The organism is Micromonospora cynarisoli (genome assembly GCF_030518815.1).
GTDB lineage: Bacteria > Actinomycetota > Actinomycetes > Mycobacteriales > Micromonosporaceae > Micromonospora > Micromonospora wenchangensis.
Map to the genome: position 1 here is coordinate 4,957,568 of NZ_CP130426.1, position 25,516 is coordinate 4,983,083.

Below are 25,516 nucleotides of genomic sequence, written 5' to 3' on the forward strand. Positions count from 1 at the left end.
GGGGTTTCCTTCCGATCGACGGAAGCCCGGGCACGGCCGTACGGCCGTGCCCGGGCGGGTGCGCTGGGTCGCGCGTGTGGCCGGGCAACGGCCGTGGTGGTGCGATGGAGGTCAGGTCACGTCTGCGGTGGGCGCTGGTCAGCGCGTGCGGTGGCAGGCGTGACGGGGACAGATGTGGTGGACAGGCTCACCGGGGGCCTGCGCGGATTGCGGCTGGCGTCGCGGCTGCCGGGCAGGTCAGGTGCCTGGTCGCAGCAGCTGCGCCAGCGACCGCAGCAGGTCGAGCACGTCGCTCGTGGTGGGCTCCGGCGCCGGGTCGACGGCGACGACACCGGGCTGGTCCTGGAATCGGGTCAGGACGTAGGCGGTGCCGTCGGCGTCCACGGCGTCGATGTAGCGGACCACTTGGGGCGGGTCCACGGCGTAGGTGTCGGCGGCGTGCATGAACACCCAGGCCAGGATGCGGACCGGGCCGGTGGCCGTGACGATCCTGGCCTGCACGACCGGGTCGTGCAGCTCGGCGCTGGCGTGGCGTAGCACCTCGACGCCGTCGTCGGGGTGCGCCCCGGCCGGTGTCGGCGCGGGCACCACGCTGACGTAGCGGGCGCTCGGGTCGGGGTGCCCCGGGACAGGGGCCTCCCGCAGCACAGCCAGCAGCGTCGGACCGGGCCACGGGTAGGTGCGGTGGGCGTGCTGGTCCATGCCGTGCAGGCATTGCACGATGGCTTGTTGCATAGGGGTGAGCATGTTTCTCCGATCATGGTCGAGGTGGAACCGGGGACTCCCCAGGCGCTCAAGGTGCGCGAGACGCCGGGGCGGGCCGCGACACCGGGCGGCCTGTCGAGGCCCGCGCAGTGCCGCCGCACCGTCTGGTGATGTGGTCATCGGCAGCGTCCGTAACAGGCAGGAAGGTCTTCGGGCACGGCCTGCGGTGCTGTCGAGGTGCACAGGCCGTGACCGAGATGCGTGATGCGGTGGCAGCGGGTGGATCCGCCTGTCAGGTCGGGCAGCGCGGTGTGGATCCCTGGTGGCCACCCGCAGGCGTGAGGCGCGGGGGTTACGCCTGTTCGAGCGCGGTGACGGCGGCGTCGGCGATGGCGTCGACCGCCTGGATCGGGTCATCGACCAGCAGCGTGGCGGTGTCGGTGAAGGTATGCCCGGCCAGGCCGGCGGGACGCAGCCACAGCACGGCGCATCCGGACCGGTGCAGGGTGGTGATCAGCCGCTGCGCCGCTTCGATGTCGGGTAGGTCGCCGTCGGAGACGACGGCGAGCATCCGCACCTTGCCGGGTTGACGCAGGCGCTGCAGTTGGTCGGCGGCTTTGACCGCGTCGCCGAACGCGGTGGTGCCGCCGAGCGCCGACATCTCCAGGACCTTGGTCGGTTGTTGGCGGGGTGGCACGAGGATGGTGGCGCGGCTACCGAAGCCGATCATGGTGGTGGTGGCCTGGTTGGTGCGGGCGGCGTGGGCGAGGATCCATCCGGTGGAGGACATCGGCGCCGCGTAGGAGCGCATCGAGCCGGACGTGTCGACGAGCACGGCCAGGTGTAGGTGCGGCTTGGGCGGCGGTGTCTGGGCGCGGCGTTGCCAGGGTGTGGCGGTGGGCAGGCTACCGGCGGCGATCTGCGCCTTCGCGGTGATGGCGTGGCGGGTGCGCAGCCGTCCGGGTGGTGTAGGGCTGGGGCGGGTGTCGGGTTCGGGTACGCGGGTACGGGCCCGCCGCAGGCGGGCGGCGAGAAGGTGGGCGGCGGCGCGTTCGGCGTTGGTGGGGTCGCGGCGGGTCCAGGACGTCGGCGCGCCGTGCCGGGACTGGATCTGCTGGTCGGCGTACTCGGTGGGGGTGAGTCCGAGGTCGTGGGCGAGGTAGTCGGCGAGGGCTTGGGCGAGCATGCCGGCGAACTGGCCGGGGTCCGGCCGTGGGGGTTCCGGCTGGCGGTGGGGGTCGATGCCGAGGATGCGGCACCACTGCCACGCCAGGTCGATCATCGCGGCGGCGTCGGTGTCGTCGACGGTGTGTGCTTGCCGCCAGATGTCGCGCAGCCGTCGCAGGGTGGCGCGGCCGAGGACGGCGGTGATGGCGGCCCGGACGCCTCTGATGTCCTTGGCGGTGATGATGCGGGCGTCGACGCGGGCCAGGAGGAGGCCGGCGAGGTGGGCGGCGTGCCAGGCGTCATCGACGGGGGCGTCGCCGGGGTGCAGCAGGGTGGTGACGGTGTGACGCAGCCACCGGCGGTCGCCGCGGCGTCTGCCGCGTTGGCGGTTCTCGGCGCGGGATTCCTCGAGCACGGCGGCGACGTCGGCGACGACCGGCGGGGTGCCCGGCGGGGTGTCCCACAGGCTGTGGGTGGCATGGGCGGCTTCGTGGACCAGCAGCCCGTAGGCGGTGGGCACGAGCTTCTTGTGGCCGGCCTTGTGCGGGTCGGCGACGTCGGGCGTGCCGATGTGGGTGGCGTCCACCTCGACCCGGCGGGCCATCGGGAGGAAGCATGCCGGGGCTCCGCCGCCCGCGCCGGGGGCGACATGGACGGTCAGGTCGTGGCGGCCGGTCAGGATGGGCAGATGCCGGGTCCAGGCGTCGCTCCATGTCACCCAGTCCGGGTCGCTGATCGGTGCGGTGCCCGCCGCTGTGCCGCGGTGGGTGGAGGGATGAGGCATGAGGGGTTGGCCTTTCTGCATGGTGATGGGGTCAGCGCTGCTTGCCGAGGGTCAGCGGGGTGATGTCCGCCCCGAACCGCTGCCGCAGGGCGGCGAGGACGTGCTCGCGGTCCTCCGCGGGAGCGCGGCCGGCGAGGTTCGCCACCGCGGCGGCGGGCCCGAGGGTTTTGCTGACGCGGGTGAAGCCGAGCAATTCGCGTAACTGCGGCGCCCAGCTGATCCGCCCGGCGGCGAGATCACTGTTGAGAAGGATCGCGGTCTCGACGGCGGGTAGGGGCACGCCGAGGTGGCGGGCGAGGTCCCAGTCGGTGGTGACCTCGATGTGCACGTCGAAGCGGGAGGCGAGGGCTTCGGTGAGGATCGCGCCGTGCACGCCGGGGTTGTGTCCGGCGATGACGTAGAACCCGTCGGCGGCGTCGACGCGTTCGTTGCGGTAGCCGGGGATGGTGATCACGCGCCGGCCGTCCATTGCCGGGTAGAGCACAGCGAGGACCTTCGGTGGGATGAGGGTGGCGTCGTCGACGAGCAGCGCCCGCCCCTGCCGCATCGCGGTCACGAGGGGGCCGTAGACGAACTCGAACCCGCCGTCGGGCAGCGGGATGAAGTTGCCGAGGAAGTCCTCGACCACGGTGTCGCCGGTGCCCGCGACGGTGAGCAGGTCGGGGTAGGCGGCCTCGATCAGGGCCGTCTTGCCGGTTCCGGGCGGGCCGTAGAGCAGCACCGGGATGCGCTTGTCCCGCAGCCGTTGCAGCACGTCCACGTCGCTGGCTCCCGCCAGCTTGCGCGGGAAGTACAACTCGCCGTTGGGCCGGCTGATCGGCTGCCGTCGACCCATCCCGCGCGACCCTTGACGGGGTGTGCGCGGGGCGGGCGCCGGCATCGTCCCGGCGGCGTCGATGCCGGCCTGGGTTATCTGGTACCGGTGCGGTCCGGTCAGGTGGGTGGCGTAACCGGCGGCGGCCATCTTCTTCAGCGCTCCGAACACCGCCCCGGTGGAGGGGGCGTCCAGGGCCTTGGTGAGCTCGCCGACGCCGATGACCTGGTCGGGGTGAGCGGCCAGATACGCGGCGACCTTGTGATACAGGTAGCCCGGTCGCCGGTTACCGGCCGGCGAGGCCGAAGAGGCAGCTCCGGTAGTGGGATCCATACGGGTTCCTCCGTTCGAAACGGTTGGAGCCCGCGCACCCGTCTGCCGGGTGCGCGGGTGATGACTGTCCGCGCGCTGGGGAGACGGGCATTCAGGTCAGGACCGGCGGGCCGTGAGCCGCGCCGATCCCGGTGGAAGGCAGGCCATCTGCCATCCCGTGGTGGGATCAGCAGGTGGTGGGGGTTGTCAGAGGGTGCGGGCGAGATCCATCAGCCGATCGAGGCCGGCCGTGATGCGGCTGCCGGCCCTGCTCGCTGGTGGCGGCGACGGCTGGTCGACGGCGGCATGCCGGGTGCCGCGGACCCGTGTGATCCGGTGGAGCTGACCGTCGAGGTCAACGGCGGCGACCACGCGCGTCTCGATCCGCGCCGGGGATGGTGCCTTGGCGAGGTCGCCGTGGCGGTATCCCGGCCGGACCGCGGGGGCCCATGCTTCGAAGACCAGGGCAAGGCCGATACAGCGTCGCCCGTCGCGGTGTAGCCACGAGCGCAGCGTCTCCTGCCCGGGCGCGGTGCCGGCGAGGTCAGCCTGGCTGTTCAGGATCACGCCTGGTGCCAGGCTCTGGTCGCCACGGGCGAGGGCCGGGGCGTACCAGACGTCCGGATCGAATGGACCGGCGTCGACGTGGACGTCATGCGGCTGGGATGACAGCGGCCGATCGAACACGCCGATCAGCGTCGGCGGGCGGTCCCACCCATGACGCTCGTGCAGCGCCTCGACGTTCACGAGCGCGCGGGTTAGCGCGCCTTCGGGTATCAGGGTTGAGCATGCTTCCTCCTTCCAGGTGCGGGCAGGGATGCGACGAGTCACGCCGTGGGTGACTCCGATGGTGACGGGCCAGGCGCGGACGAGGTGAGCCCCCGCGAGGCTCGGAGGTCGGGTTCAGGTGCTGCCGGCGACGCTGTCGCAGCGGCGCGGGTCGACGGCCAGCCAGGGCAGGCCCCAACCGATCCGGTAGCGGCCGTCGACGGCCTCGGCCCGGTGCACGCCGCCGCCGAGGGACAGCGGACGGGCGACGGTCAGTACGCCGTGCTCGTAGTCGACGCTGCGCCAGTCCCCGCCCACGTACTCGGCCATCCCATCGAACGAGGCGGTGAGGGCGCGGAGGGCCGCGGCGTCAACGCTGAACTCGACGGCGCCGTTCCACCAGCCCAGCACCACCCCGACGTAGCCCTGGAGGTAGCGCTCGACGCCTGCAGCGGACTGGTAGCGCAGCCACGGTCCGGAGAACACGGCCGTGCCACCCCGTGGTGGCAGGTACTCAGGCGTGGGCATCGACCACCGCCACCGCCCAGTCGTTTGGGGTCAGCCGGTCTGCCGCTCGCCACGGCTGCCCGGAATAGCGCCGCCGGTAAGCCGACCAGTCGGGCGGGCCCGGTGCGCGTCGGGTCGGCGTGGCGGTGGGGCCCGGGACGATCCCTTCCGGCTGGACCGCTCGCTCGTCGTGGCCGTCAGACATCGGGTGATCCTCCTTGCGGGGTGGTGGCGGAGCCGGTGGTCTGAGGCGGGTCGGCGATGGTGCCGGCGAGGCGGTCGCAGTCGTAGGGATGCACGGGCAGCCAGGTCCAGTTCCAGCCCATCACCACGTACTGGCCGTCGGCGTCGGGGCTGATGTGGTCGATCGCGTCGGGGTCGTCTTGGACGCGGCTGTCGTTGACGACGATGACGTCGCCGTCGAAGCGCATCCGGCCCAGGGACCCGTCGACCTGCCGGTCGGCGTCGGTGGCGGTGACGCCGTCGTCGAGAAGGTTCTGGCGGAGTTGGTCGCGGTGGGCCTGCTGGTCGGCGACGATCGCCTCGGCAACCTGTCGGGTGCAGCGGAACACCGCCCACCCGTTCCACCGGTCGATCAGGGTGCCGACGAAGCCGACCGGGATCCGCATCTGCCCGGCGGCGTTGGGTGTGTACGCCCAGTCCCCGGCGAAGACACCCGGGCCTCCCAGGCGCACCGCGTCGGGGTAGACGTGGCTCAGGTTCCGGTCGTCGCCGTCGGGGTGCAGGACCATCCGGCACTGTCGGGCGGCTTCGACCTCGACGGCCTGGTCGAAGCCGTCGCACCATGCCTGACGCGCCTGATCGCATTGTCGGCCGGTCAGGTCGGTGTAGGCGGGGGCGTCGGGTGGGGCGTGTTCGGCGTATCGGGTTCGACCGGCGACGTCGTCGCGGTCGGCGAACGGCAGCCCGTCGATGTCCCGCCCGTCGGCGGCCTCGATGGCCGCCAAGACAGCTCGGGCGGTCTGCGCAACGTCGCCGTGGGCCCGACCACCGATGGTGTCCTGCGTCCACCACTCGGCGGCGGCGCGGCCGGCCGCGCCGCCCGCGCCGCGCAGAGCGGCCAGGACCCGCTGCCAGGCGGGGTCCGGGATCGGGCGGTCGCCGTCTTCGGGGTGGTTGCTGGTGAAGCTCGTCATCGTGATTGTCCTCCGCAGTAGTTCCGTCGAGGGTGAGAAGTGGGGTCGATGGCGCTGGCGTCGTCAGGGTCAGGCGTACGGATGTCGTTGCGCGCCTGCGACGTCGTTGAGGCGTGCGGTCGGCCTCATGCCACCCGCGTCAGCGTTCGAGGCGGATCTGGTGTGGCAGCACCGCGGTGGCTATGCCGGGCCGGGTACCGCGGGTGCAGAAGGCGGTCAGGGTGTGCGGGGAGGCAGCGCCGTACACGGAACGGTTGTCGGGACGCACCAGCACCCGCTGCCCGGCGGGGAAGTCCACCGGCGCCGCAGGATCGTCATGCCAGTGGATGTCGGCCACGACGCGGCCGAACACCCACCCGGCGAAGTAGGACTCCGTGTACTGGGGATACCTGCCGTAGTCGGAGGCGATCTCGGTGATGCGCTTCCGCGCCTGCTCCAAGGTCATGCCTTCGAGGAGGTCGTCGGGCACCGGCGGATGCTCAGCATGGCTGACGACCTCGACGTCGACCCCTGCCAGCGTGCGGGGCCCGTCGCCGGTGATGGTGATCCGGCCGGTGTGGTGGTCGACGGCGGTGACCCGCTGCCGGGTCGTGCCGTCGGCTGTTTGGACGAGGTCGCCGACGGCGATGGCGCTGCCGACATAGCCCTGGCCGGCCAGGTGGGTCCGGGCCGCGGCCCGGTCGAGGACCGGGCTGCCCGGGTTGTGGACGTAGGCATCCAGGTTCACGGGCGGAGCAGGCGGGCGCGGCGGTAGTCGCAGGAGGTAGGCGGCGGGCTCGGGCTCGTTCGACGGGGGCTGACACGTCATGCGGGGTGGTCCTTCCGCGAGAAAGGGGAACGTGAGCCGGCCGCGACCCGGATTGGGGTCGCGGCCGGTGGGGAACCAGGGCTTGGGTGGTCGTGGCGGGATCAGTCCTCGCATCCCCACCAGCAGCCGTCGGCGTTGCAGGGTTGGCCTGCGGCCATGCGGGTGAAGGCGTCGCGCCAGTCCGGGTCCTCAGCCTGGCTGTGTAGAGGCCAGCCAAGCCTTTCGGCGAAGACGGCGATCTTCGGCGCCCCGTACATCGGGTAGGGGGCGCTGTTCATGGCGGTCACCACGTCGTCATGGCCGAGCAGCCAGGCCAGTTCGGTGAGCTTGCCGACCGCGCGTCCCGCAGATCCACTGCGGTGGTGGAGGATCTTGTTCACGGCGAGCAACAGGTATTGGCGGCCGTATGCCTCGGGGTCGGCGTGCCCGTCCCACCGGTGGCGGTTCCACTGCTCCCCAGTGATGTCAGGCTGGAGGAACGGGCGGGCGTGGTCGACGTCGAGGGCTTCGGTGAGCAGGTCGCGGCGGAAGCCGAACAGGTCCTTATCGGCACCGGCGTACTGGTTGATGCGATGCAGGATCTCCTCCTGCGTCCGTGTGATCATGAGCCTTCCCTTTCTGCTGTTGGCGGTGCGGCGGGTGGGCGCGGACGGTGGCGAGGCCGGCGGGCTCAGGGGGTGCCGCCTGTCGTGCCACCCGTCGGGGGCCGGGGCGGCCAGGGCTTGCGGACGAGGTGTTCGCCGAACATCGGGTCGGTGGCGACCGAGGAGCCGCAGCGGGTGCAGCTGGTGACGGTGTCGTAGCCGTAGCCGGCCATGGACGGCACCTCGACGTGGTCGATCTCGTCGACCGCGCCGCAGACGGTGCACACCGTCATCCCCGGGCCGCCGTCGTCGGTGGGTTCGGTGACGAACAGTTCCTCGACAGGGTCGAGGTGGTGGGCGCTGTGCCGCAGCCAGCGGCCGTGGACCGTCGCCTCGTACACCACCAGCCGCCGCTGGTCGAGGTGCAGCAGGTACATCCACTCGACGACCCCGTCGAGGTCCTCGCGGAGCGAGCCCTGCCGGACCGCGCCGTACTCGGTCGGGTAGCCCAGTCCCGGTACGGGCGGCAGCCGGTCCCACCGCCGACGCTTGGGGTTGACGGCGAGGGCCCACCAGTCGTGGGCCAGTAGCGCGACGCCCATGGCGTCGGTGTCACGGCCGAACGTGTCGGTCCAGATCCGGCGCAGCACCGGCACCAGGGTCTCCGGAGCCTCTCCGAACTGGAGACGACGGGCGGTGTACCTGCCGCGTAACGCGGCGACACCGATCAACGTGGGTGTACTCATGTGCCTTCTCCTCCTCAGAATCCTGTGCATCGGTTGACGGCGGTCGTCGTACGCGGGGACGACCGTCGAGGGCAGCGGTGGGTAGGCCGATCGATCAGCGTCGCTTGATGGTCCTCGTAGCGGCGGTGAGGTCTGGCCGGGGCGCCTTGACCTCGATCAGGGGAAGTCGCCGCCGATGACGACGGCGAAGTGGACGCCTTGCTCGGGGGCGTCCTTGGGCGGGTTCTCCTGGCCGTAGGCGCAGCGGCAGTCACGGCGCTCGCACTCCTCGGTGAGGTCCCACAACTCGACGAAGTCGATGGGGACACGTTCACCGCCGATGTCGATCAGTACCCGGTCGCGCACGGCCGGGTTGTCGCCGTGACGACGGATGATCTCCTTCAGGAGGTCGACGAGTTGCTCGGCGTTGGGGGCTGTGAAGCGCATCGATGGGTCCGTTCAGGTGGGCCACCCGTCGGGCGGCCATGAGGTCGCGTCGGGTCAGATGGGGGTGGGGATGATGCGGCGGGCGGCGGCGAGGTCGGGTAGCCACGCGGCGAGTCGGCTGATCTTGACGACGTCGCCGGTGTGTGGGGCTTGGACGAGGAGTCCTTGGCCGAGGTACATGCCGACGTGGCCGGGACGGCTTGCACTGCCGCGGCTGCCGGGTATGAACAGCAGGTCCCCCGGGCGTAGGTCCTGCGGGTTGGTGACCGCGGTGCCGGCGTGGACCTGGTCGCTGGTGGTGCGGGGGATGCTGATGCCGGCGGCCTGGTAGGCCTGTTGCATCAGCGAGGAGCAGTCGCATTGGCGGTGGGGGTCGCCGGAGTGGGGTGCGGTGCAGTCCCCGCCGAAGGTGTAGGGGGTGCCGAGCTGTTGCAGGGCCCACCCGATAGCGGCGGCGACCTGCGGTGGGGTGCCCGGGGGCAGGGTGTATCCGGCGGGGAGGGGAACCTGGTCGGCGCCGGGTCGGCCGTCGCCGCCGTCGAACAGGCACAGCGGGTTGCTCATGGCCTGTTCCAGGTTGACGTCGATGGGGCCGGCGGGGGTGCCGCCGGTCAGGACGCGGACTAGGGCGATTGCGTCGTCTTCCCATTTGGCGTAGGCGCCGGGGAAGGCGGAGCGTTGCACCGCCTGCGCGGCATCGGTCAACGTCATCGCCTGCCACCCGTCCACCGCCAGCAGGGCGGTGTAGAACCTCCCGGCCGCGTACCGGGGGTCCTGCAGTTGGGCGGGTGTGCCCCAGCCTTGGGAGGGGCGCTGTTGGAACAGGCCGACGGAGTCGCGGTCGCCGCCGGGCAGGTTACGCAGGGTGGATTCCTGCATGGCGGTGGCGAGGGCGATGACCCACCCGCGGGGCGGCACGTCGCGTTCGGCGCCGACGGCGACGATCACGGCGGCGTTCGTGGTCTGCTCCCGGGTCCACCCACCGGGACCGGCGGCTGCGGGTGGGGAGATGGTGGGGGTGGGCAGCAGCGGCTGCCCGTCCGGGCCGAGCGCGGTGTAGCAGCCGGCGGCCGTTGCGCCGCCGCCTGTAGTGAGCAGCGCGCCGAGGCCGCCGGCGCATAGCACCAGCAGCGCGGTCACGGCGGCGGCGACGCCGCCGAGCGCCCTGCCGCTCATCGGGCACTCCGCAGGGGCGCAGGCCGCGACTGGTTGTCCGGCGTGCCGGTGGCGGGCAGACACCAGCGCAGGGGGTAGGTGGCGACGCGGGTGCCGTCGGTGGTGTGCACGGTGACGGTGTCGATGTCAGGGTGCATGAGGTAGATCCACGGGGCGTCGAGGTGCTGGGCGTGGCACAGCGGGAACACGGTCACCGGCTCCGGCGCGGTGGTGCTGTTGAGGATCCCCACGCCGGGCATCCGCTGTTGCCTGGCCAGTGGGGAGACGGTGACGTCCGGGTCGAGTTGCTCCCAGTCGTGGGCGAGGATCGTGGTGATCAGCGCCTGCGTGTTGCGGTGGGCGTGCCTGGCCCAGATCGTGGCGAGGGCTGGCAGGACGGCGGCCGGGCGGCCGTCGTTGAGCACGACCCTGGCCTGTACGCGTTGCGGGTTCTCGGGGGTGATAGCGCCGATGTAGCAGTGGGTGCTCACGAGGCAGTACTCCTTCAACGAAGAATTGGCGTGGCGCTCGACCGGACGCGGCGAGGCGGCTGCTGTGACGTGTCGGCCGCCTGGCCGCTGTTTCGGCGGTTGAGCCGCAGGCATAGGTGTGCTCGTTGCCGGCTTTGGGCACGGCTCGGAGACGGTGATCTCATCGGCCGGGCCGCTGCTGAGCACCGGCTTGCACTGGTCGCGCGGGTCAGGACGTGCCGCCGTCGCCGGTCCAGGCGGGGCCGACGGTGGCGGTGAGCAGCGCCGCCAGTCCGGGCTGGGTGGCGGGGGTGTCGACCGGATCGGGGGTCTCGTCGATGACGACGAAGGGGTGGTCCTCGCCGAGTACGTGGGTGAGTTGGTAGACGCGTGCGTCGATGTCGACGGCGTCGACCCGGCGGACTCGTTGGGGTTGACCGTCGCGGACGTGGATGTCGTCGTAGCAGACGGCCCAGGCCAGCAGCCGTACGTCTGCGGCCGTCATGCGCGCCCGGGCGAGCATCGTCTGGAGGATCTTCTGGTAGGGCGCGGGTGTGGCCGGGAGGCGCAGGCTGTCGGCGAGGTGGTGCAGCAGCGCGGGCAGGCCGGCGGGGTCGCGGAGGAGGTCCTCGGGGTGCAGGGGAAACTCCAGGCTGCGCATTCTGCGCTGCCGTGGGGCCGCTGGGTTGAGGGGCCAGTCGTGGACGAGCAGCACGGTCGGGGTTTGGCCCCAGCCAAACTGCTCGGCGTCGGCGTCGGCCTCGATGAGGCAGGCGGCGAGGGTGTTGACAGCGTTGGTGGACAACACGGCGGTCTCCCATCTCGGGTGGACACGCGCGAAGGGACCCCGCGGCCATGGCGGCGGCGGGGTCCCTTCGTCGGTCGAGGCTCGGACGGGAGGCGGTCAGGGGCGCTGCCGGTCGCGGCTGCGTACGGTCGCGGTGCGGTGGGGCAGGTACTCGCGGACGTGACCTGTGGTGACCTTGGCCTCGTACATGGCGCTGTCGGCCTGGCTGAGCAACTGGCGGGTGCCGATGCTGGGGCGGTGGGTGTGGGTGTGGGTGTAGCCGACGGAGGCCGTCACGTGCAGCTCACCGTTGACGACGCGGAACGGGTGGGTGGCGATCACCCGCCACGCAGCGTCGGCCGCACCAGCGGTGGTGTCGCGATCTCCGGTGACGAGCAGTGCGAACTCGTCGCCGGAGAGCCGGGCCGCGAGTACCGGTCCGGGCAGGTCGGTTAGGCGGCGGCCGACCAGATCGAGCAGGTCGTTGCCGGCCTCGTGGCCGACGGTGTCGTTGACGGTCTTGAAGTGGTTGAGGTCCAGCAGCACGACCCCCACTGGAGTGTTCCCGGCGAGCGCGGCGCGTAGCCGGTCGAGGAACAGCCGCCGGTTCGGCAGGCCGGTGATGTCGTCGTGGGTCGCCGCCCAGCGGACCTTGGTGAGGGTTCGCTGCTGCTGCCACAGCAGGGGTACGGCGAGGGCGAAACCGGCGAGCACACCGCCGAGGGCGGTGGCGAGATGTTGCATCATGGAAGACGCTCCTTCTGCAGCAAGGAGCACCGGGGGCGGGCGGTCAGCGGTCAACTTTCACGCCCGCCCTCGGGCTACCTCGGGCCGTTGTGTGGTTACGGGGTGGCGGGGGCGAGTTGGAAGGTGGCGTGCTTGTCGTTGGTCCGGATGGCCTTGCCGGCGATGACGAGCGTGTCGGCGGCGTTGGCGACCGCGCCGGCACTGGCCTTCTTCGCACCGGTGCCGGCGTTTGCCGCGTCGATGAGCTTGCACAGCTCGCTGGTCTTGAATGCCTGGTCGGGATGGGCTTCGAGGACGTCGAGCAGCGCCCCGCGTAGTGACCCCTTCGCCCGTCGAGGGCGCGCGGTGGACGGATCGGCGTCGGTGTCGGGCGTGGGGCCGCCGGTGGACGCGGGTGGTTCGGGTTCGGCAGTCGCCTCATCGCATGTGTCGGCGTCGGACGCTTCGCCCTGCGGTGTCGCCTGTGCCTTCGGTGCGGGCACGGTGTGAGCGACCTCGGCACGGGCACCGTCGTCGGCGGACGTGTCACCTTGAGGTGCGGGCTCCGGCTCCGGTACCGCGGTGGCGTCAGCGACCTCGGGGAGGTCACCGTCGCGGTCGGAGGGCTCTGCTGGTTGGGCGGGCGGCGTGTCGGGAGCGCCCGCCGGCGTCGGCTCTCGGGCGGTGGTGCCGACGGTGGCGTGGCCGGCGTCGGTCAGCCGCCAGACGGCGCGTTTGCTGTCGGTGTGGAGGCGTTCGGTCTGCCCGGTCTTCTCCCAGGCGCGTAACTTCGCGGTGGCGGTGGAGTAGCCGAGCCCGGCCTTGTCCGCCACGGCGGCGGCGGTGTCCTCGCCGAGTTCCGCGAGCGCGGCGAGGACCTTGAACATCGCGTGGGCCACTACGGGCTCCGGTGCGTCGGTCATGGGCGATTCCCTTCCGTGGTGTGAGGTCAGCACTGATCCACGCTTCGATCGCGGCGTCGATCAAGTGCGATGGCCGGACTCCGGGATCAGAGCCCGGCCTGGGCGTGTGACCGGCAGCGATAGCTGGCGGTCACCAGCGGTAGGTGGGTGGTATCCATCGAGCTGGCGGTCCACGTACCTGCGTGCTCTCGTTGCGCGAGCGTGTTGCTGTAGACGGGAGTGCCTGCGGCGTCGGCCTGCCCGCGTTGCGGGCCGCCCTGCCAAGGCCGGTCGGATTCGTCGTCGCATGCCATCCGAGGCGGACCCGACTCAGCGGACCTGGTGCGGCGAGGCGGACGATCGCCGACGGTGGAGGTTCAGGAGGCTGAGTAGGCGCAGTCGGAGCCGGTCGGGTAGGGGCACGGCGATGGTGTCTGAGGTGTGCCAGAGCCACCGGTCGACGCCGATGCTGTAGTAGCCGTCACGGTCGGGGTCGCAGCGGTGGTCGACGTCGAGGCGGACTCCGTCGCCGGTGTCGGTTTCCTCGAGCAGCACGGCGGTGACGCCGTCGAAGCGCACCAACGGGTGCTCGCCCGGCATGGTTCCCGCCCGCCAGGGCCCGCTGAGATCTGCGGCCAGGTGTCGCATCGTGCGTGGGTGCAGCCGGCAGATCAGGTGGCCGTCCTCACCGATGACGTGGCTGTCGGAGACCAGCGCGGGGTAGTACCGGCCGCGGAGGCGCGGGGCGGTGACCATGCTCGGGCGCCACCGCGCGTCGGGCGGGTTGATGTCCGCGCGGTGGTCGGACACCTCGATGTGACTGGTGTCGATCGTGCAGCCGGGCCAGATGTCGGTGGTGATGGCCAGCCAGTGGCGTTCCACGGTACGGGCGGCGCGGAGGACGTCGATGAGCCGCTGCCCGTCCGGGCCGGCGTGCCGCAGCGGCAGGTACAGGTCCTCTGCCGGTGCGGTGGTCGCGTCGAGGCATCGCCACGACCGGCCGTGGGCGACCTGTTCGTCGCCGTCGTGGGTGAACCAGACTGGTTGGCCGTTGGACCGTAGCTGACCGTCCGCCCCGAGGCGGCGCAGGGCCAGGGCGGGGGTGTTGTGCTCACCGGCCATGAGTTGCGCGCGGGTGAGGCGGTGGGTGGGACAGGCGAGGGCGTGTTCGGCCAGGGGCAGGACGTCTTCAACACGGAACCACAAGCGGCTGGACATGGTGAGGGAACCTCCTCGGGTGAAGGGGATGGGGAGCCACGGCGGGCCTTTCAGACAAGGCCCCGGGCACGGCCATACGGCCGTGCCGGGGCGCGATGTGCGCGTGTTCGGCCAGGCATCGGTCGGAGCTGACGTGCTGTGGGATGTCGAGAACTGACCAAGGTGCGCGCTTCGCGCCCCTGGTCACTGCGGGAGCGCCGCTGCTGAAGCTGGTGCTCCCGTTGAGGGGTTGCCCTACTCGGCGTGGAGGATCGCGGCGGCCCGTCGGAAGAGCCGCTCGGCGAGTTTCTCCAGCGGTGTCGGGGTGGTGCTGTGGTACGGCGTGGCGGGGTACCAGGCCGAGATAGGTTCGTCCGCGAGTACGGTCCAGGTCATGGCGGGGGTGAGGACCTCGACGAGGGCGTGGCTCTGCCGCGGGTAGGGGTCGCGGTGGATCCGGACCCGCAGTCGGTGGCCGCCGCCGGTGCGGCGGATCTCGGTGAGGTCGTAGCCTCCGCCGCGTTCGCCGAAGCTTCGGTCCACGACCGTCAGGTTCTGTGGGGTCGTGTCGCCATCGCTGGTGGGGGTGCTGGCGCTGGTCACTGCTGCTCCTCGTCCTGCTGTTCGGGGACGGTGGCGGTGTGGGAGACGGTGGTGAGGTGGCTCGCGGCGAAGCGCAGGGCAACGACGGCGTCGGTGAGTGATGCCCGGATCGCGGTGGCGTCAGCGTCGTCGAGGCCGTCGCTCTCGCTGCCGCGTGGGCTGTCGGCGAGGTGCCGCAGCCCGCCCATGAGGGTGTGGGTGAGGTAGGTCAGGGAGGTGGTGAGATCGGCGAGGTCGTGCGGGGTGGGGATGGCGGCGGATCGGGCCGGGCCGAGGCAGTCGGCCAGGTAGCTGGCGGTGGTTCCGAGGATCCGCGCGGCGGTGCGGGTCAGCTCCGGGCTGAAGCCGGCCTCGTCGCCGAACGCCGATCCGACCAGCTCACCCAGATGATCGGGAGACAGTTGGTGTGGCTCCTGCGCAACGGCCGGGCCTGTCGGCCCGCGGTCTGTGGTCGGGGCGGGTGATGTCCACCGCCGGAGCCGTCGGACGACGCCGCGCAGGAACGGGACGGTCCCGCTTCCGCCGGTCGCGCTGTTCCCACCGGTTGGTTGCTCGCTGATTCGTGTGGCGGCCGTTGCTCCGGTCAGGGTGGCGAGTGTGCGGATGTGGGACCAGGCGATGCCGGTCGCCTGCGCCGACCGGGCGGACGAGTCGGCGGCGTGGCGCAGCCACACGTGGATATCGTCGGCGGCGTCGATGCCTTCGTCGCTGTCGTCGTCGGGGCCGGTGAACTGGGTTCGTCGGGCCTGGTCGAGCAGGTAGGAACCTGTCTGTGCGTGCACGCGGGCGAGGAGCCGGTTGGTGCGGTGCAGGTATCCGAGCAGGGCGGCGACGTCGGCGGTGGTGTGCAGGGTCAGCAGCGCGCTGAAGGGTCCGCTGGCTGTGCGCAGCCACTGGTGGAGGTATTCGGCGGCGGCGATGGCGCTGCCCAGCCGGGCGGGGGTGGAGGGGCCGTCGATCGCGAACAGGGCGGTCATCGTGTCGATCCAGGCGCTGGTTGCGGCGTCGATCGGCAGCCGGTCCTCGACGAAGACCACCGGGGAGGGGTTGCCGTTCGCGTCTGGGCAGATGGGCCGGTTGTTCGCGAGGTGCCACCAGGAGGCGCCGCCGCTGCGGTAGGCGCTGGTCCAGTTCTCGGCGGGTTGGTCTACCACCAGTCCGCGGCAGACAGGGCAGATCGGGAGTTGGATCATGGTGTGTGCGTCCCTTCGGGCAGGGTGATGTCGGCGACCCTGGATTGGTCGCCGATGGCTTGGGTGGGACTGACCAAACGGCGGGTGACGGGCGTTCGTCGGCGTCGATGCCGTGCTGGTCGTGGAAGAGGAACAGGGCGGCCTGTCTCAGGCCGGGTGGCGGCGAGCGCCCCGAGCCCGGGGCGCCCGGCCGCAGCGACAACTTGCGTCAGGCAGTTCACGCGAGCCACCAGGCGTGGTGTGGCCGGGCGGGAGGCGATATGTCCTGCGTCGACGCGGTGGTGGTGAGCCGATTCCGGGCCGGATGTCGAGAAGTGTCCGTGGTAGAACCGCACGTGGGGCGACGCGCCTGTCTCGGGTTGTCGTTGGTTGGCGGGTGGGGCAGGCAGGGCGGCAACGCGACTGGCTCAGCCCGTGGTGTCGCCTGGCGGGGCTGTCGTCAGACGCGGGCTGCGGCGAGGAGGCGTCGCAGGCTCGCCGCGATGGCAGTGGCCTGAATCCTGGCGCTCGGGTCGTCCAGGATGGTGGTCGTGGTGGTGTCCGCGCCGCGCACGCGCAGCATCTGGTAGAAGCGGCCGTCGATGTCGTAGGCGGTCAGCGCCCGGACGGGAACACCATCGCGGGGCAGGCCGTGGGTGACGGCTTGGCGGCCGGCGTCACTGGTGTCGAGTCCCTCCCCGAGGAACGCCACGGCGACCACAGGGCCGATCTGGGCGCGGACCCAGGCCTGTAGTTGTGGAGCCTTGACGGTGGTCAGGGTGTCGGTGATGGCCTGCAGGCCGATCCGGTACGGCAGTGTCACGCCGACGCCGGGGCTCGTGTGTAGTCGCCACACCTCCCTGTCGATGGGCAGTTCCTCGACGTCGAGGCTGCCCACCGTTTCGGTGTGGGTGGTGCTGTCGAACAGGCCGAGAAGGGCGGGATAGGCGTCCCATCCTCGTGCTTCGGCGGCGGCTTCGATGGCGTTCAGCGCGGCACGGACGAGGACGGCGCGACGGTCGGGCTTCATGGGTGTCCTCCCAGCGTGGTCAGGTAGGGGATGAGTGGTCCGCGTTTCGAGGGCGCGGGGGTCGCCGGGCGGCGCGCCTGGTGTCCCTCGGTGTCAGGGGTCAGGCGCGCCGTCCGGTCGGCTGGTGGTTCAGCGGCAGTCGCGGCGCTGGCGCAGGCGGCCGACGCCGACGGTGAGCGTGCTCGGGTCGACCATGACCAGGTGTGCGCCGTCAAGGAGTCCTTGCGTGATGAGGTCCATCAGCTGGGGTCCCTCGCTGTCGAGCAGCGGCAGACTTTGCGGGTCGCTCAGGCAGGGCAGTCGAACGGCGGGGAAGGTCAGGGTGTGGTGCGCTCGTGCCAGCTGGGGTGCCGGGTTCTGGTGGCGGTCGACCCCGTTGCTGCCGAGCCAGACGAATCCGCCGTGGCGGAACAGCTGCAGCGCCGGTTCGGCGGACCGGTGACCGCTGGCACCCTGCAGGGTGGGCAGGTTCCGGTCGGCGAGGACGGCGTGTCGCGCGTGGGCGGCGACGGCACCGAGGTCGAAGTGCAGGAAGCGGGACATGATGCTCCTTCCGGTGAGGATGGTGAGGGCGTGGGTGGTCCCGAACGGGCAGCACACGTGCCTCGGGGTGCGTGGCGGGGTGCACTGACCCGTCCGGTCCTGTCGTGCGGTCGGGCAGGTGACTGGTTGGCCTCTTGGTCGTGCAGGGCTTGTGGCTGCTGTGTCGCGGGCGGCTATGGCGTTCGCAGGTCGATGGCGAACAGCCGTTGGTGCTGGTCGAGCGACTGCAGGTGGTGATGCGCCTGCTGCAGGTAGGTGATCCGGTCGGCGAAGAACGCGCTGGCCGGGTGCAGCCGGTGGCCGCCCTCGGTGAGCAGGGCATCGGTGCACGACGCCCACAGGGCGTGGTAGTTGGCGTAGGCGCTGGCGCCGGCCTGGAAGACCTCCAGGTCCATCGGGTCGAGGTGGCCCGCGCCGTGCGCGGCGGTGTTGTGCATGCGCATGGCCTGCACGCGCGGCTGCCGGTGGAACTCGACGGTCGCGGCGCCCATCGGGTAGTCCGACGGGTCGTTGAGGTGCCGCTGCAGGAACACCGCCCATGGGGTGGCCGGGCGGGTGCCGGCGACGACGTGGGACCACTGCTGGTGGCGCAGGACGGCGCCCATGTGGGCGGCGTTTTCCATACCGGTGAGGTCGAGCAGACGCACGGGTCCGCCAGCGCAGCTCTGCGGGCCGGTCTTGGCCTTGTGCCAGTCGATGAGCTGACGGCGCTGCCACGGCCGCAGGGACGGCGATGCCCAGATCCGGCGGCAGGCGGTGCCGGAGACGCCGAGGTGGCGGTCCAGGCTGCGGGTGCGGTGAACGACCGAGGCCAGTTCGTCGGAGACGCAGACGATCATCTGGCGGATGACTGCCTGAGGTACGACCACGGGACGCGGGCTGGCCTTCTTCGGCGGCTCGGTTTGAGCGATGCGGTGGCGCAGGCGGCTGCCGTGACGGGTCAGCGGGGTGCCATTGTTGGACATGGATCCTCCTGAGGGGGTTGGGGCCGTGTGCGCGGGCACGACGGCGGTCCGGCCCACCGGGTGCGTGGGTCGGGTGATCGACAGGGCGGGTGCGCGGGACGCGCGGGGTTGGCCGGACCCGTCGGGTGCGTGGGTCAGGTCGGTGCGTGGTGCGGTGGTTGGTGCGACCTGGCAGGGGTCGCCGCGCGGTGTGCTGCCGACCGGCGTGAGCGGGTGGGCGGGGCGCACCGAGTGGGTGCGGCGAGGATCCCTGAGGCGGGACCGAACCGGGGTGGAGCGATATGTGGGTTGGGGTAGTGCCGAAACGGTAGCCCTGGGAACTCACAGCGCCAGCGGATCGCCGCAGCTACGGTGTAGGCGGGTTGACCTGCGGTGTGAGAGATCATCGCCGGCTGCGGGCGGGTCCGCTGGGGGATGGTTGTGGGTTGCTGTGAGTGGCGGGCCCGCTCACACCCGCTCGGTCGACGGCCGTGCCGCTCCCGCGTGGCCGGCTGCCGGATGGTGGTTGACCTGCGGTGTGAGTGGCTGTGAGCGAGCCGGCGGGCGGTTAGTCGTCGTCGGGGTCGCGGTAGCGGTTCGGGTTGGTGGCGGTGTCGGGACCGTGGTCGCTGGGCAGCTCGTGCAGCCAGCGGCGCGAGCCGGGGTCGGAGGTGAGGGTCCAGGCAGGTCCGGCGGGGTGCTCGTGGTGCAGGCCGGTGGCCACGGGCATGGCGGTGGGTACGCCGGCGAGGGCGTCGAGGAGGTTGGTCTCGCGGCGTCGGTTGGGTAGGCGCAGCAGGACGGGGTAGCGGGGCCCGAACTCGGCGAGGCGTTCGTAGGCGCGGAGCTTGCCCAGCACGGTGCGCAGGGGTTCGGTGCCGTTGTCGTGTTCGAGGAAGAACCCTGTGGTGCGGCCGGCGGCGCGCCAGATGCCGTGGCCGTCAGGCCGGATCCCGGCGAGGGCGTAGGCGGCGGTGGCGTGCTGCTCGGACCACCAGCGGATCAGATACGCGCCGGGATCGACGTGGGTGTAGGCGTGCAGGTCGATGAAGAGCTGATTGGTGCCGAGCAGGTGGTTCAGTCGCGTGCTGCCGATGATGCGTTGGGCGCGCTCGACACTGGTGCGGGGCGTGGGGGCGTCGGGTCGCAAAGGGTCGCTGTAGGCCCGGGGGTGCAGGTCGAGGCCGAGAGGGCCGAGGGTGTAGAGGTACTGGCCGGTGCCGGTTCGCGTGTCACCGAAGCGGTGCACCGCCTCGTAGCGGTGCAGCGTGGCCAGACGCAGCAGCGCGGAGCGTTTGGAGGGGAAGAGCGCGGCGGCGATCTGGTGGGCGGAGAGCAGGTAGTGCTCGGCGAGCCAGGTGAGCAGCGTGTGGTCGCGGAGGGTCAGCAGCCGCAGGCGCGCCAGTCGTTCTTCCTTGGTGAGTCGGCGGGGTCGGGGTTCGGAAGGACGAGGGTCGGGGTCGCTGGACACGGGGATCTCCTCAGGGGAGCAGGAAGGAAGACTCCCCCCTGGAAGGAGGGAGTCTGGAACTGTCACCGCCGGTGACCAGGGCTGGTCACCGGCGGTGTGCTGCATGAATGGAGCGTCTGGTCGGCGAGATGGCCACCGACGGCGCGACGAGGTGTGAAGGCGCGGCGAAGACCCGGGCGAAGGTGGTAACGAAGCCCCTTGTCGGCGTACGGGTTCCAGTGCAGAGCCAGGTACGCCAGACGTACGTAGGACGGATTGTCTGCCGGGTGGGCTACGGCCGTAGTGACCTTCGTACCGCTGCTTATGCCGAGTTACCAGGAGAGTCGGGCCGGCGCCCGGATCGCAGCATCTCGGGGCGTCGGGGGACAGCATGGGTAACATTGAGCGTGGCGGCCCTGCAGGCGCGCGATCAGCTCAACGAACAGTCGCGGACTTCCGCGCAGCGGTTGCCAGTTGTCGGAGCCGACTGTCGGCCCCAGTAGCCCGCACGGCGGGCGCAGGATCCGCCGACCGGAGCGGGGGTTACGGTGGATGATTAACCATCCGACGATGAGGCTGCAGATGATCAATGTCCAGGAGTTCGCGCGACGGCTGAGTACTCTTGGAGCTGATGCGTTCACCAGCGACGACGTCGTGGATCTGGCGATCGCGGCCGATGTGCGCATCAGCGCGGACGTCGAGATCGACGCCACCGTGGCGCAGCGCTTGCTCGACCAGGTCTCGCCCACCCTGCCGGTCACCGGGGCCCAGATCGCGGCGTCGCAATGGCCGCCACCGGAGTCTTCCCGTCCTGCAGCGCCTTTGGTGTTGTTCTCCAGCCCTGGTGCCGTCGACGGACCGGCTGATCAGCCGACCCGACGCCGCAGTTCTGGGTCTGCGGGTAGGGGTCGGCGACCCGGCTCCCGACGACTTGGCAGGTGAAACTGCAGTCCAGCTTCTTCAGTAACCGCCAGACTGCTCGCCGCAGCCGTCGACCACGACGCGAGCTGCGAACCCCACTCTCGCCGCCATCATCGGCTGAACTTCGTCCTCCTGTCCGGCTCCGTACGCCCGGGCAGGCTCGACGCACGATGATCCCGGTAAGCATGCGGATCGCGGCAGATGAGGATGCGGCGTCGTAGCACCTCATACTGTAGCCGTTCCGGGCTGATGGCCTATGCGGCCGTATGCTCACCGAGCGGGGCGAGCGCGCTTTCCGGATTTGGCAGCGTTGACCTGAGGAGACCGAACCGGCACCGAACCTCGCGTCCCGGCGAGGAAGGTCAACGTGAGAATGGCCAACCCTACGGTCGCGGCGAAGGATGCACCTCCGGCGATGATCGCCTTGGCGGGGTTGTCGCCGCCAAGGTATGCGAGCGCTCCGCCGACGAGACCGATGATCATACTCAGCAGAAGCACGTATGCGATCCAGAGACCACGAACCGAAGGCGTGTCCATGCGATGGCTCCCAATGTCTGCGGGTCATTGCCTGGCGGTGCTTTCCGCCGGCATCTGCAACGCTGCCCGCGCAACGGCGCAACTGGAAGGGCATTGCGCACACTGCGCGGCGTGCTGGGCTGATGCCTTGAGGCGGGAAGATCGCCCTGGTCTATATCCTGTACGCAGCAAATCGCGGAAATCGGGTGACCGGAGGGTGTGAATGTGAGTGGGAGTCGCGATGAGGGGGTCTTGCCTCCGCAGGGCCCCGAACGGGCGGGAACGCCGCAGGAGTTTGGCGATTGTCTTCGCGAGCTGATGGAGTCCTGTGGCTATTCTCAGCTCGAGGTTGCCAAACGAAGCCGCCGAGCCACCCGATCCGCCCGCGAAGGCATCGCCCCTAATACCGTGCGGAACCTGCTGAAAGGCGAGCGGACGCCTATGCGGAGGTCTTTGATCGGTTTTCTCATCGGATGTGGCTTGCCGCCGGAGCATCATGGCCCGTGGTTGGAGAAGCACGAGGAACTGCATCGCTCAGCGGGGGTGCAGGGAATCGCCCGCCACAGACCGGCCGGTTGGATCATGGCTGGTGTGGAGGCTCGTGACCACTTTCTCCGCCGGTCACGAGGACAACACAGCGGTATCGCCATCGCTGACCTGTTCCACGGCCGCGGTCTAGCCGTCAGGCACGCCCGCGGATTCCTGACCGCCGCGCAGTCACAGGGAAAGCCACTGGTCGTCACCGGAGATCCAGGTGCCGGCAAATCCGCCTTGCTTGCCCGCGTCGTCCTCGACCTGGAGGCCGAGCATGCGAGCAGCGGCGTTGCGATACACGGCCACGGCATCACCCGAACCGAGGTGCTTACTGCCATCGGCTCGCTCGCCGGACTTCCGGCGGTGCATGACGAAGGGCAGCTGCTACGTGCACTGGCCGGTACCGACGGGCCACTGTTGATCATTGCGGTCGACGCCCTCGACGAGGCGGCCAGTAGCGCTGAGCGGCGGAGCATCGCGGCACTGCTGGTTACCCTGGCACGGATACAGCGCATTCGCGTTATGGTCGCGACGCGCGCGCTGGCCCGCGACGATCGGTTCGGAGTCGGTTCGCTGTTGCGCTGCCTCGGCGTCGACGCGCCGGATTGTGGCAATCTGATCGATCTTGACACGGACGCTTACTTCGACCTCGCCGGGTTGAGGGCCTTCGCCGCGAGTGTCCTCACTACGGATCTCCCTGGAGGTGTGAGGGCGGTGTACCGCGCTGACCCGGCGCTGACTGAACGCCTCGCGGCCGCCATCGCGGCCCGCGCGGCACGCAACTACCTCGTCGCGGCGCTCGCCGCGGCTGCACTCGGCGACCGCGCCACGACGGTCGACCCCGCGCATCGAGAGTTTGATCCCCGCACGATTCCCTCCACGATCGGTGAGGCCTTAACGAAGTACCTGGACACCTTGCCGGAAGATCGACAAGTGCTGACCGAGGTACTGCTACGCGCCCTGGCTTATGCTCGCGGTACCGGTGTGGACGATCACCGCTGGGTACGGTTTGCCGACGTGCTCGGGTATACCGGCATCAGTCGGACCGAAATCGATTCCCTTCGCAGGTCACCGGGCTCGGCTTACCTCCTCCAGAGTCGGCCCGAGGGAGACGGCCGACTCACGACACGCGTGTTCCACCAGGCACTTGCCGACGAACTCCTGCCGCAACTCGGGGACCGGCGCGAGGACGAGCGAGCCCTACTCGCCACTCTGATACCTAGTCCCACTGACGGTTGGCTGAGTGCCGATGCCTACAGCCGTGCCCACGCCGCAGAACACGCTTGGGCCGCCGGCCAACTGGATCTCCTCCTGAACGACCCCTACTTCTTGGCCGCCGCCGACCTCACCCGCCTTCTCCCGCTGCTCCCGCCCAACCCAGCCGCAGCGGTAACGTCCGCCGTCACCGTTCTACGTCAGGCCACCGACGCGGCGTCCTGTGAACCGAAACGCCGCGCGCGTCTGCTCGCGCTTAGTGCAGCTCATCTCGGCTTCTCGGATCTCCAAGCGGGTCTCGCGTCCGTGAACAACCTCGACGTGTACCGCATCGGCTGGGCGCACTGCCTCGGCACGCCGCATCAGGTCTTGGTTGGCCATACCGGGGAGGCCGTACGGGTCGCCGTCGGCCATTTCGACGGTCGCGTGGTGGTCGTGAGCGGCGACGGCGACGGCATCATTCAGGTCCATGACGCGGCCAGCGCCACCCTTTTGGCGCAACTGCCCAGCCATCCGGGCGGGGTGCACGGCATCGCGGTAGCCCCGCAGACGGTGGATGGCGTCATCGCCACTGGCGGTGCGGATGGCCTCGTCCGCATCCACCGGTCGCTGACGGGAGGCTCGACCGTTATCGACATCGGCAGTTGTGTGAACGCGGTCGGGCTTACACGCACCGACAACCGGGAGGTTGTCGTCATCGCCGCGAACGACGGCCTGTTCCTGCACGACGCCCGCTCGGGACAGCGTGTGTATCACGCTACGGAGGCCGGCCTGCGCGTCCAAGGTGTTGCCGTCGGTCGAGTCGCGGGAGGCCGAATGATCGCCTGCATCGGCGGCGACGGCGTCGCGCTGCTCGATCTGCGCAGCGGCACCCTTATCCGGCAACTTCCTGGGCCGACGGAGGAGGGCCTAGATGCGATCTCGTTCTTTCATATCGACGGCCGCGATTTCATTCTTGCCAGCGGGATGGGCGCGGCCGTGGTGTCTGACGCGGCTACTGGTGAACTGGTGCACCAGCTTCCCGTATCTTCGATGACCACAGCCGTCGCCGCTCTCGACAGCCAGGTCATCATCCTGGCTGCGGACACCGACGGAGACATAGCGATGCTGGACGCTCGCACCGGCGAATTCGCCGGTGCGCTTCTAGGGCACACAGACATGGTCACAAGCCTTGCCGTAGGCGTCGTGGGAGGCCGGAACGTCGTCGTCTCTGGCAGCCTCGATGCGATGGTGCGCGTACACGACATCAGCGCCGAGGCCCTCACCGCCGCAAACGATCTGACGAGCCACGGCGGCAAGGTGGAGGAAGTAGTGGCTGGCCTTATCCAGGGCCGGTCCGTGGTGGTGTCCAACGACCAAAGCGGCGTGCGGATCTATGACGCGGAGACAGGCGAACCGACCGGCCCAGCGCTCACGAATATCAAATCGCACAGGAACATCACGCTCGGCCAGGTCGCCGACCGAGACATCCTCGTCTGTGGGGGCTACGGCGGCAACCTTCAGGTCTTCGACGCGGCCACGCACGAACTACTGCACGACTGGAGCGATGCCACATGGCGGTGCGTGACAGCTCTCGGCATCGGCACGGCCGGCGGCCGTGTCATCCTCGCCGTCGGTGCCAACGACGACAGCGTACGAGTACTCGACGCACGCAGCGGCCAACAAATCACGAAGATCCCTGTCTCAGTGAGACATCTCGCCCTAGGGCGCGCCGAGTGCCCCGACTTCGTGGTTGTAGTGAGCAACGACAACGCATGCCGCGTTTTCGACCCCATCACGGGCGAAAAAATTAGCGACCTCACAGACATCACGGGACCGCTGTGGGCAACCGCCACCGCCACCCTCAAGGGACGCCCCGTCGTCGCGACCGCCGGATGCAACGGCTCGGTATCCCTCATTGACCCGATCACCGGAATCGTTCTAGACGAGCTGCCGGATCACCGCGATGACGTGACCACCGTGGCCACAACGTACGAGGACGATGGCCTCGTCGTCGTGACCGGCGGAAGGGATGCCACAGTGCAGGTAACCGCCGTTTCAGATGGCGAGCCGTTCGTGGTCGACGTTGTCGACGTGGTCAACGCCGTCACCACGCTCGACGGCCGAATCTTTGTGGCCAGCGGGAACAGCATCTTCAACTTGACTGCCTGCGATGCCCCACACGAGGAACGGGCCCTGGTCATGGAAACTGGCGCGGCCGGAAAGCGGTGACGGAAACCCCAGGGACGTGACGTTGCAGCGACCGAGATGGAGCACCTGGGAATCGGTACCGATCAGAGGGTTCAAGTTCGGAACCTGCGCCAAGTGCCGGCGAGGCGCACTCAACTCGGCAGATCCGCACGTCGAGGGATGATGGGCTCAGCACTATCCGTCACGCGATGTCACCGACTCGGATCGCCGCCGCGTCGAAGAATGGTCGCCGTGTGTAGATCGAGACGGTCGCGGTGTCACGTGCCGCCGTACCTACGGTTGCGCCCGGACTTATACGCCGACACCCCTTACCGGGCCGCTGTCGGCCGGTGTCGGGAGGGTCGAGGGCGGTGGCGGGTCGAGGGACCGATGAGGTGACGTGC

25 protein-coding genes are annotated in these 25,516 nt (G+C 70.2%); 2 read left to right on the top strand and 23 right to left on the bottom strand.

Annotated elements, in window-relative coordinates; translation table 11 throughout:
- Window positions 1–237 precede the first annotated feature (237 nt).
- From Q2K16_RS21515 to Q2K16_RS21620, 22 genes are all read right to left on the bottom strand, one after another.
- Window positions 238–735, bottom strand: a complete 498-nt coding sequence (locus tag Q2K16_RS21515) for a hypothetical protein (protein ID WP_302739659.1) — start codon at window positions 733–735, stop codon at window positions 238–240.
- A gap of 322 nt (window positions 736–1,057) precedes the next feature.
- A complete protein-coding gene (locus tag Q2K16_RS21520; RefSeq protein ID WP_302739661.1) occupies window positions 1,058–2,590 on the bottom strand; it encodes a VWA domain-containing protein in 1,533 nt (510 codons plus the stop codon).
- Window positions 2,591–2,687: 97 nt separating this feature from the next.
- On the bottom strand, window positions 2,688–3,803 hold the full coding sequence (locus tag Q2K16_RS21525) for an AAA family ATPase (protein ID WP_302739663.1): 1,116 nt from the start codon (window positions 3,801–3,803) through the stop codon (window positions 2,688–2,690).
- 186 nt (window positions 3,804–3,989) lie between these two features.
- Window positions 3,990–4,529, bottom strand: coding sequence for a hypothetical protein (locus Q2K16_RS21530; RefSeq protein WP_302739664.1), 540 nt, complete (start codon window positions 4,527–4,529; stop codon window positions 3,990–3,992).
- A 156-nt stretch (window positions 4,530–4,685) separates the two neighbouring features.
- Window positions 4,686–5,078, bottom strand: coding sequence for a hypothetical protein (locus tag Q2K16_RS21535; RefSeq protein WP_302739665.1), 393 nt, complete (start codon window positions 5,076–5,078; stop codon window positions 4,686–4,688).
- A 176-nt stretch (window positions 5,079–5,254) separates the two neighbouring features.
- On the bottom strand, window positions 5,255–6,214 hold the full coding sequence (locus tag Q2K16_RS21540; RefSeq protein ID WP_302739667.1) for a DUF4314 domain-containing protein: 960 nt from the start codon (window positions 6,212–6,214) through the stop codon (window positions 5,255–5,257).
- A 139-nt stretch (window positions 6,215–6,353) separates the two neighbouring features.
- Window positions 6,354–7,022, bottom strand: coding sequence for a hypothetical protein (locus Q2K16_RS21545; protein WP_302739668.1), 669 nt, complete (start codon window positions 7,020–7,022; stop codon window positions 6,354–6,356).
- A gap of 101 nt (window positions 7,023–7,123) precedes the next feature.
- Window positions 7,124–7,627 (bottom strand): hypothetical protein, encoded by a 504-nt coding sequence (locus Q2K16_RS21550; RefSeq protein WP_302739669.1) that lies wholly within the window; start codon window positions 7,625–7,627, stop codon window positions 7,124–7,126.
- Between the two features lie 65 nt (window positions 7,628–7,692).
- Entirely contained in the window at window positions 7,693–8,352 is a 660-nt protein-coding gene (locus Q2K16_RS21555; RefSeq protein WP_302739670.1) for a hypothetical protein, read from the bottom strand.
- A 156-nt stretch (window positions 8,353–8,508) separates the two neighbouring features.
- On the bottom strand, window positions 8,509–8,778 hold the full coding sequence (locus Q2K16_RS21560; protein ID WP_302739672.1) for a hypothetical protein: 270 nt from the start codon (window positions 8,776–8,778) through the stop codon (window positions 8,509–8,511).
- A gap of 54 nt (window positions 8,779–8,832) precedes the next feature.
- Complete coding sequence (locus Q2K16_RS21565) at window positions 8,833–9,954, bottom strand: C40 family peptidase (protein WP_302739673.1); 1,122 nt, start codon at window positions 9,952–9,954, stop codon at window positions 8,833–8,835.
- Window positions 9,951–10,424 (bottom strand): hypothetical protein, encoded by a 474-nt coding sequence (locus Q2K16_RS21570; RefSeq protein WP_302739674.1) that lies wholly within the window; start codon window positions 10,422–10,424, stop codon window positions 9,951–9,953. Before Q2K16_RS21570 ends, Q2K16_RS21565 begins: the two co-directional genes overlap by 4 nt.
- Window positions 10,425–10,632: 208 nt before the next feature.
- A complete protein-coding gene (locus Q2K16_RS21575; protein ID WP_302739676.1) occupies window positions 10,633–11,211 on the bottom strand; it encodes a hypothetical protein in 579 nt (192 codons plus the stop codon).
- Between the two features lie 96 nt (window positions 11,212–11,307).
- Window positions 11,308–11,937 (bottom strand): GGDEF domain-containing protein, encoded by a 630-nt coding sequence (locus Q2K16_RS21580; protein ID WP_302739677.1) that lies wholly within the window; start codon window positions 11,935–11,937, stop codon window positions 11,308–11,310.
- 95 nt (window positions 11,938–12,032) lie between these two features.
- Entirely contained in the window at window positions 12,033–12,839 is an 807-nt protein-coding gene (locus Q2K16_RS21585; RefSeq protein WP_302739678.1) for a MarR family transcriptional regulator, read from the bottom strand.
- A 309-nt stretch (window positions 12,840–13,148) separates the two neighbouring features.
- Entirely contained in the window at window positions 13,149–14,036 is an 888-nt protein-coding gene (locus Q2K16_RS21590) for a hypothetical protein (protein ID WP_302739680.1), read from the bottom strand.
- A gap of 234 nt (window positions 14,037–14,270) precedes the next feature.
- Entirely contained in the window at window positions 14,271–14,618 is a 348-nt protein-coding gene (locus Q2K16_RS21595) for a hypothetical protein (protein ID WP_302739682.1), read from the bottom strand.
- Window positions 14,615–15,772, bottom strand: coding sequence for a hypothetical protein (locus Q2K16_RS21600; RefSeq protein ID WP_302739684.1), 1,158 nt, complete (start codon window positions 15,770–15,772; stop codon window positions 14,615–14,617). Before Q2K16_RS21600 ends, Q2K16_RS21595 begins: the two co-directional genes overlap by 4 nt.
- Window positions 15,773–16,250: 478 nt before the next feature.
- Window positions 16,251–16,820, bottom strand: a complete 570-nt coding sequence (locus tag Q2K16_RS21605) for a hypothetical protein (RefSeq protein WP_302739686.1) — start codon at window positions 16,818–16,820, stop codon at window positions 16,251–16,253.
- A gap of 129 nt (window positions 16,821–16,949) precedes the next feature.
- Window positions 16,950–17,363 carry a hypothetical protein gene (locus Q2K16_RS21610; protein ID WP_302739688.1) on the bottom strand — a complete coding sequence of 138 codons (414 nt, stop codon included), beginning with the start codon at window positions 17,361–17,363 and terminating at the stop codon, window positions 16,950–16,952.
- Between the two features lie 173 nt (window positions 17,364–17,536).
- Entirely contained in the window at window positions 17,537–18,328 is a 792-nt protein-coding gene (locus Q2K16_RS21615) for a hypothetical protein (RefSeq protein WP_302739690.1), read from the bottom strand.
- Between the two features lie 547 nt (window positions 18,329–18,875).
- On the bottom strand, window positions 18,876–19,778 hold the full coding sequence (locus tag Q2K16_RS21620; protein WP_489671797.1) for a replication-relaxation family protein: 903 nt from the start codon (window positions 19,776–19,778) through the stop codon (window positions 18,876–18,878).
- 549 nt (window positions 19,779–20,327) lie between these two features.
- Between Q2K16_RS21620 and Q2K16_RS21625 the strand changes: the two genes are divergently transcribed.
- Window positions 20,328–20,699 (top strand): hypothetical protein, encoded by a 372-nt coding sequence (locus tag Q2K16_RS21625; RefSeq protein ID WP_302739692.1) that lies wholly within the window; start codon window positions 20,328–20,330, stop codon window positions 20,697–20,699.
- Window positions 20,700–20,948: 249 nt separating this feature from the next.
- Here Q2K16_RS21625 and Q2K16_RS21630 read toward each other — a convergent pair whose 3' ends face one another.
- The gene (locus Q2K16_RS21630; protein WP_302739694.1) at window positions 20,949–21,215 is read right to left on the bottom strand and encodes a hypothetical protein; all 267 of its coding nucleotides are present in this window, start codon (window positions 21,213–21,215) and stop codon (window positions 20,949–20,951) included.
- Between the two features lie 486 nt (window positions 21,216–21,701).
- Here Q2K16_RS21630 and Q2K16_RS21635 point away from each other — a divergent pair, with 486 nt between their 5' ends.
- Window positions 21,702–25,154, top strand: coding sequence for a WD40 repeat domain-containing protein (locus tag Q2K16_RS21635; protein ID WP_302739696.1), 3,453 nt, complete (start codon window positions 21,702–21,704; stop codon window positions 25,152–25,154).
- The last annotated feature ends 362 nt before the right edge of the window (window positions 25,155–25,516 follow it).

Bases quoted from the DNA above. Each gene is read 5' to 3' on its own strand.
- Q2K16_RS21515 (WP_302739659.1), bottom strand. From the start codon at position 735: ATGCAACAAGCCATCGTGCAATGCCTGCACGGCATGGACCAGCACGCC.
- Q2K16_RS21525 (WP_302739663.1), bottom strand. From the start codon at position 3,803: ATGGATCCCACTACCGGAGCTGCCTCTTCGGCCTCGCCGGCCGGTAAC.
- Q2K16_RS21535 (WP_302739665.1), bottom strand. From the start codon at position 5,078: ATGCCCACGCCTGAGTACCTGCCACCACGGGGTGGCACGGCCGTGTTC.
- Q2K16_RS21540 (WP_302739667.1), bottom strand. From the start codon at position 6,214: ATGACGAGCTTCACCAGCAACCACCCCGAAGACGGCGACCGCCCGATC.
- Q2K16_RS21545 (WP_302739668.1), bottom strand. From the start codon at position 7,022: ATGACGTGTCAGCCCCCGTCGAACGAGCCCGAGCCCGCCGCCTACCTC.
- Q2K16_RS21550 (WP_302739669.1), bottom strand. From the start codon at position 7,627: ATGATCACACGGACGCAGGAGGAGATCCTGCATCGCATCAACCAGTAC.
- Q2K16_RS21555 (WP_302739670.1), bottom strand. From the start codon at position 8,352: ATGAGTACACCCACGTTGATCGGTGTCGCCGCGTTACGCGGCAGGTAC.
- Q2K16_RS21560 (WP_302739672.1), bottom strand. From the start codon at position 8,778: ATGCGCTTCACAGCCCCCAACGCCGAGCAACTCGTCGACCTCCTGAAG.
- Q2K16_RS21565 (WP_302739673.1), bottom strand. From the start codon at position 9,954: ATGAGCGGCAGGGCGCTCGGCGGCGTCGCCGCCGCCGTGACCGCGCTG.
- Q2K16_RS21580 (WP_302739677.1), bottom strand. From the start codon at position 11,937: ATGATGCAACATCTCGCCACCGCCCTCGGCGGTGTGCTCGCCGGTTTC.
- Q2K16_RS21585 (WP_302739678.1), bottom strand. From the start codon at position 12,839: ATGACCGACGCACCGGAGCCCGTAGTGGCCCACGCGATGTTCAAGGTC.
- Q2K16_RS21590 (WP_302739680.1), bottom strand. From the start codon at position 14,036: ATGTCCAGCCGCTTGTGGTTCCGTGTTGAAGACGTCCTGCCCCTGGCC.
- Q2K16_RS21605 (WP_302739686.1), bottom strand. From the start codon at position 16,820: ATGAAGCCCGACCGTCGCGCCGTCCTCGTCCGTGCCGCGCTGAACGCC.
- Q2K16_RS21610 (WP_302739688.1), bottom strand. From the start codon at position 17,363: ATGTCCCGCTTCCTGCACTTCGACCTCGGTGCCGTCGCCGCCCACGCG.
- Q2K16_RS21615 (WP_302739690.1), bottom strand. From the start codon at position 18,328: ATGTCCAACAATGGCACCCCGCTGACCCGTCACGGCAGCCGCCTGCGC.
- Q2K16_RS21625 (WP_302739692.1), top strand. From the start codon at position 20,328: ATGAGGCTGCAGATGATCAATGTCCAGGAGTTCGCGCGACGGCTGAGT.
- Q2K16_RS21630 (WP_302739694.1), bottom strand. From the start codon at position 21,215: ATGGACACGCCTTCGGTTCGTGGTCTCTGGATCGCATACGTGCTTCTG.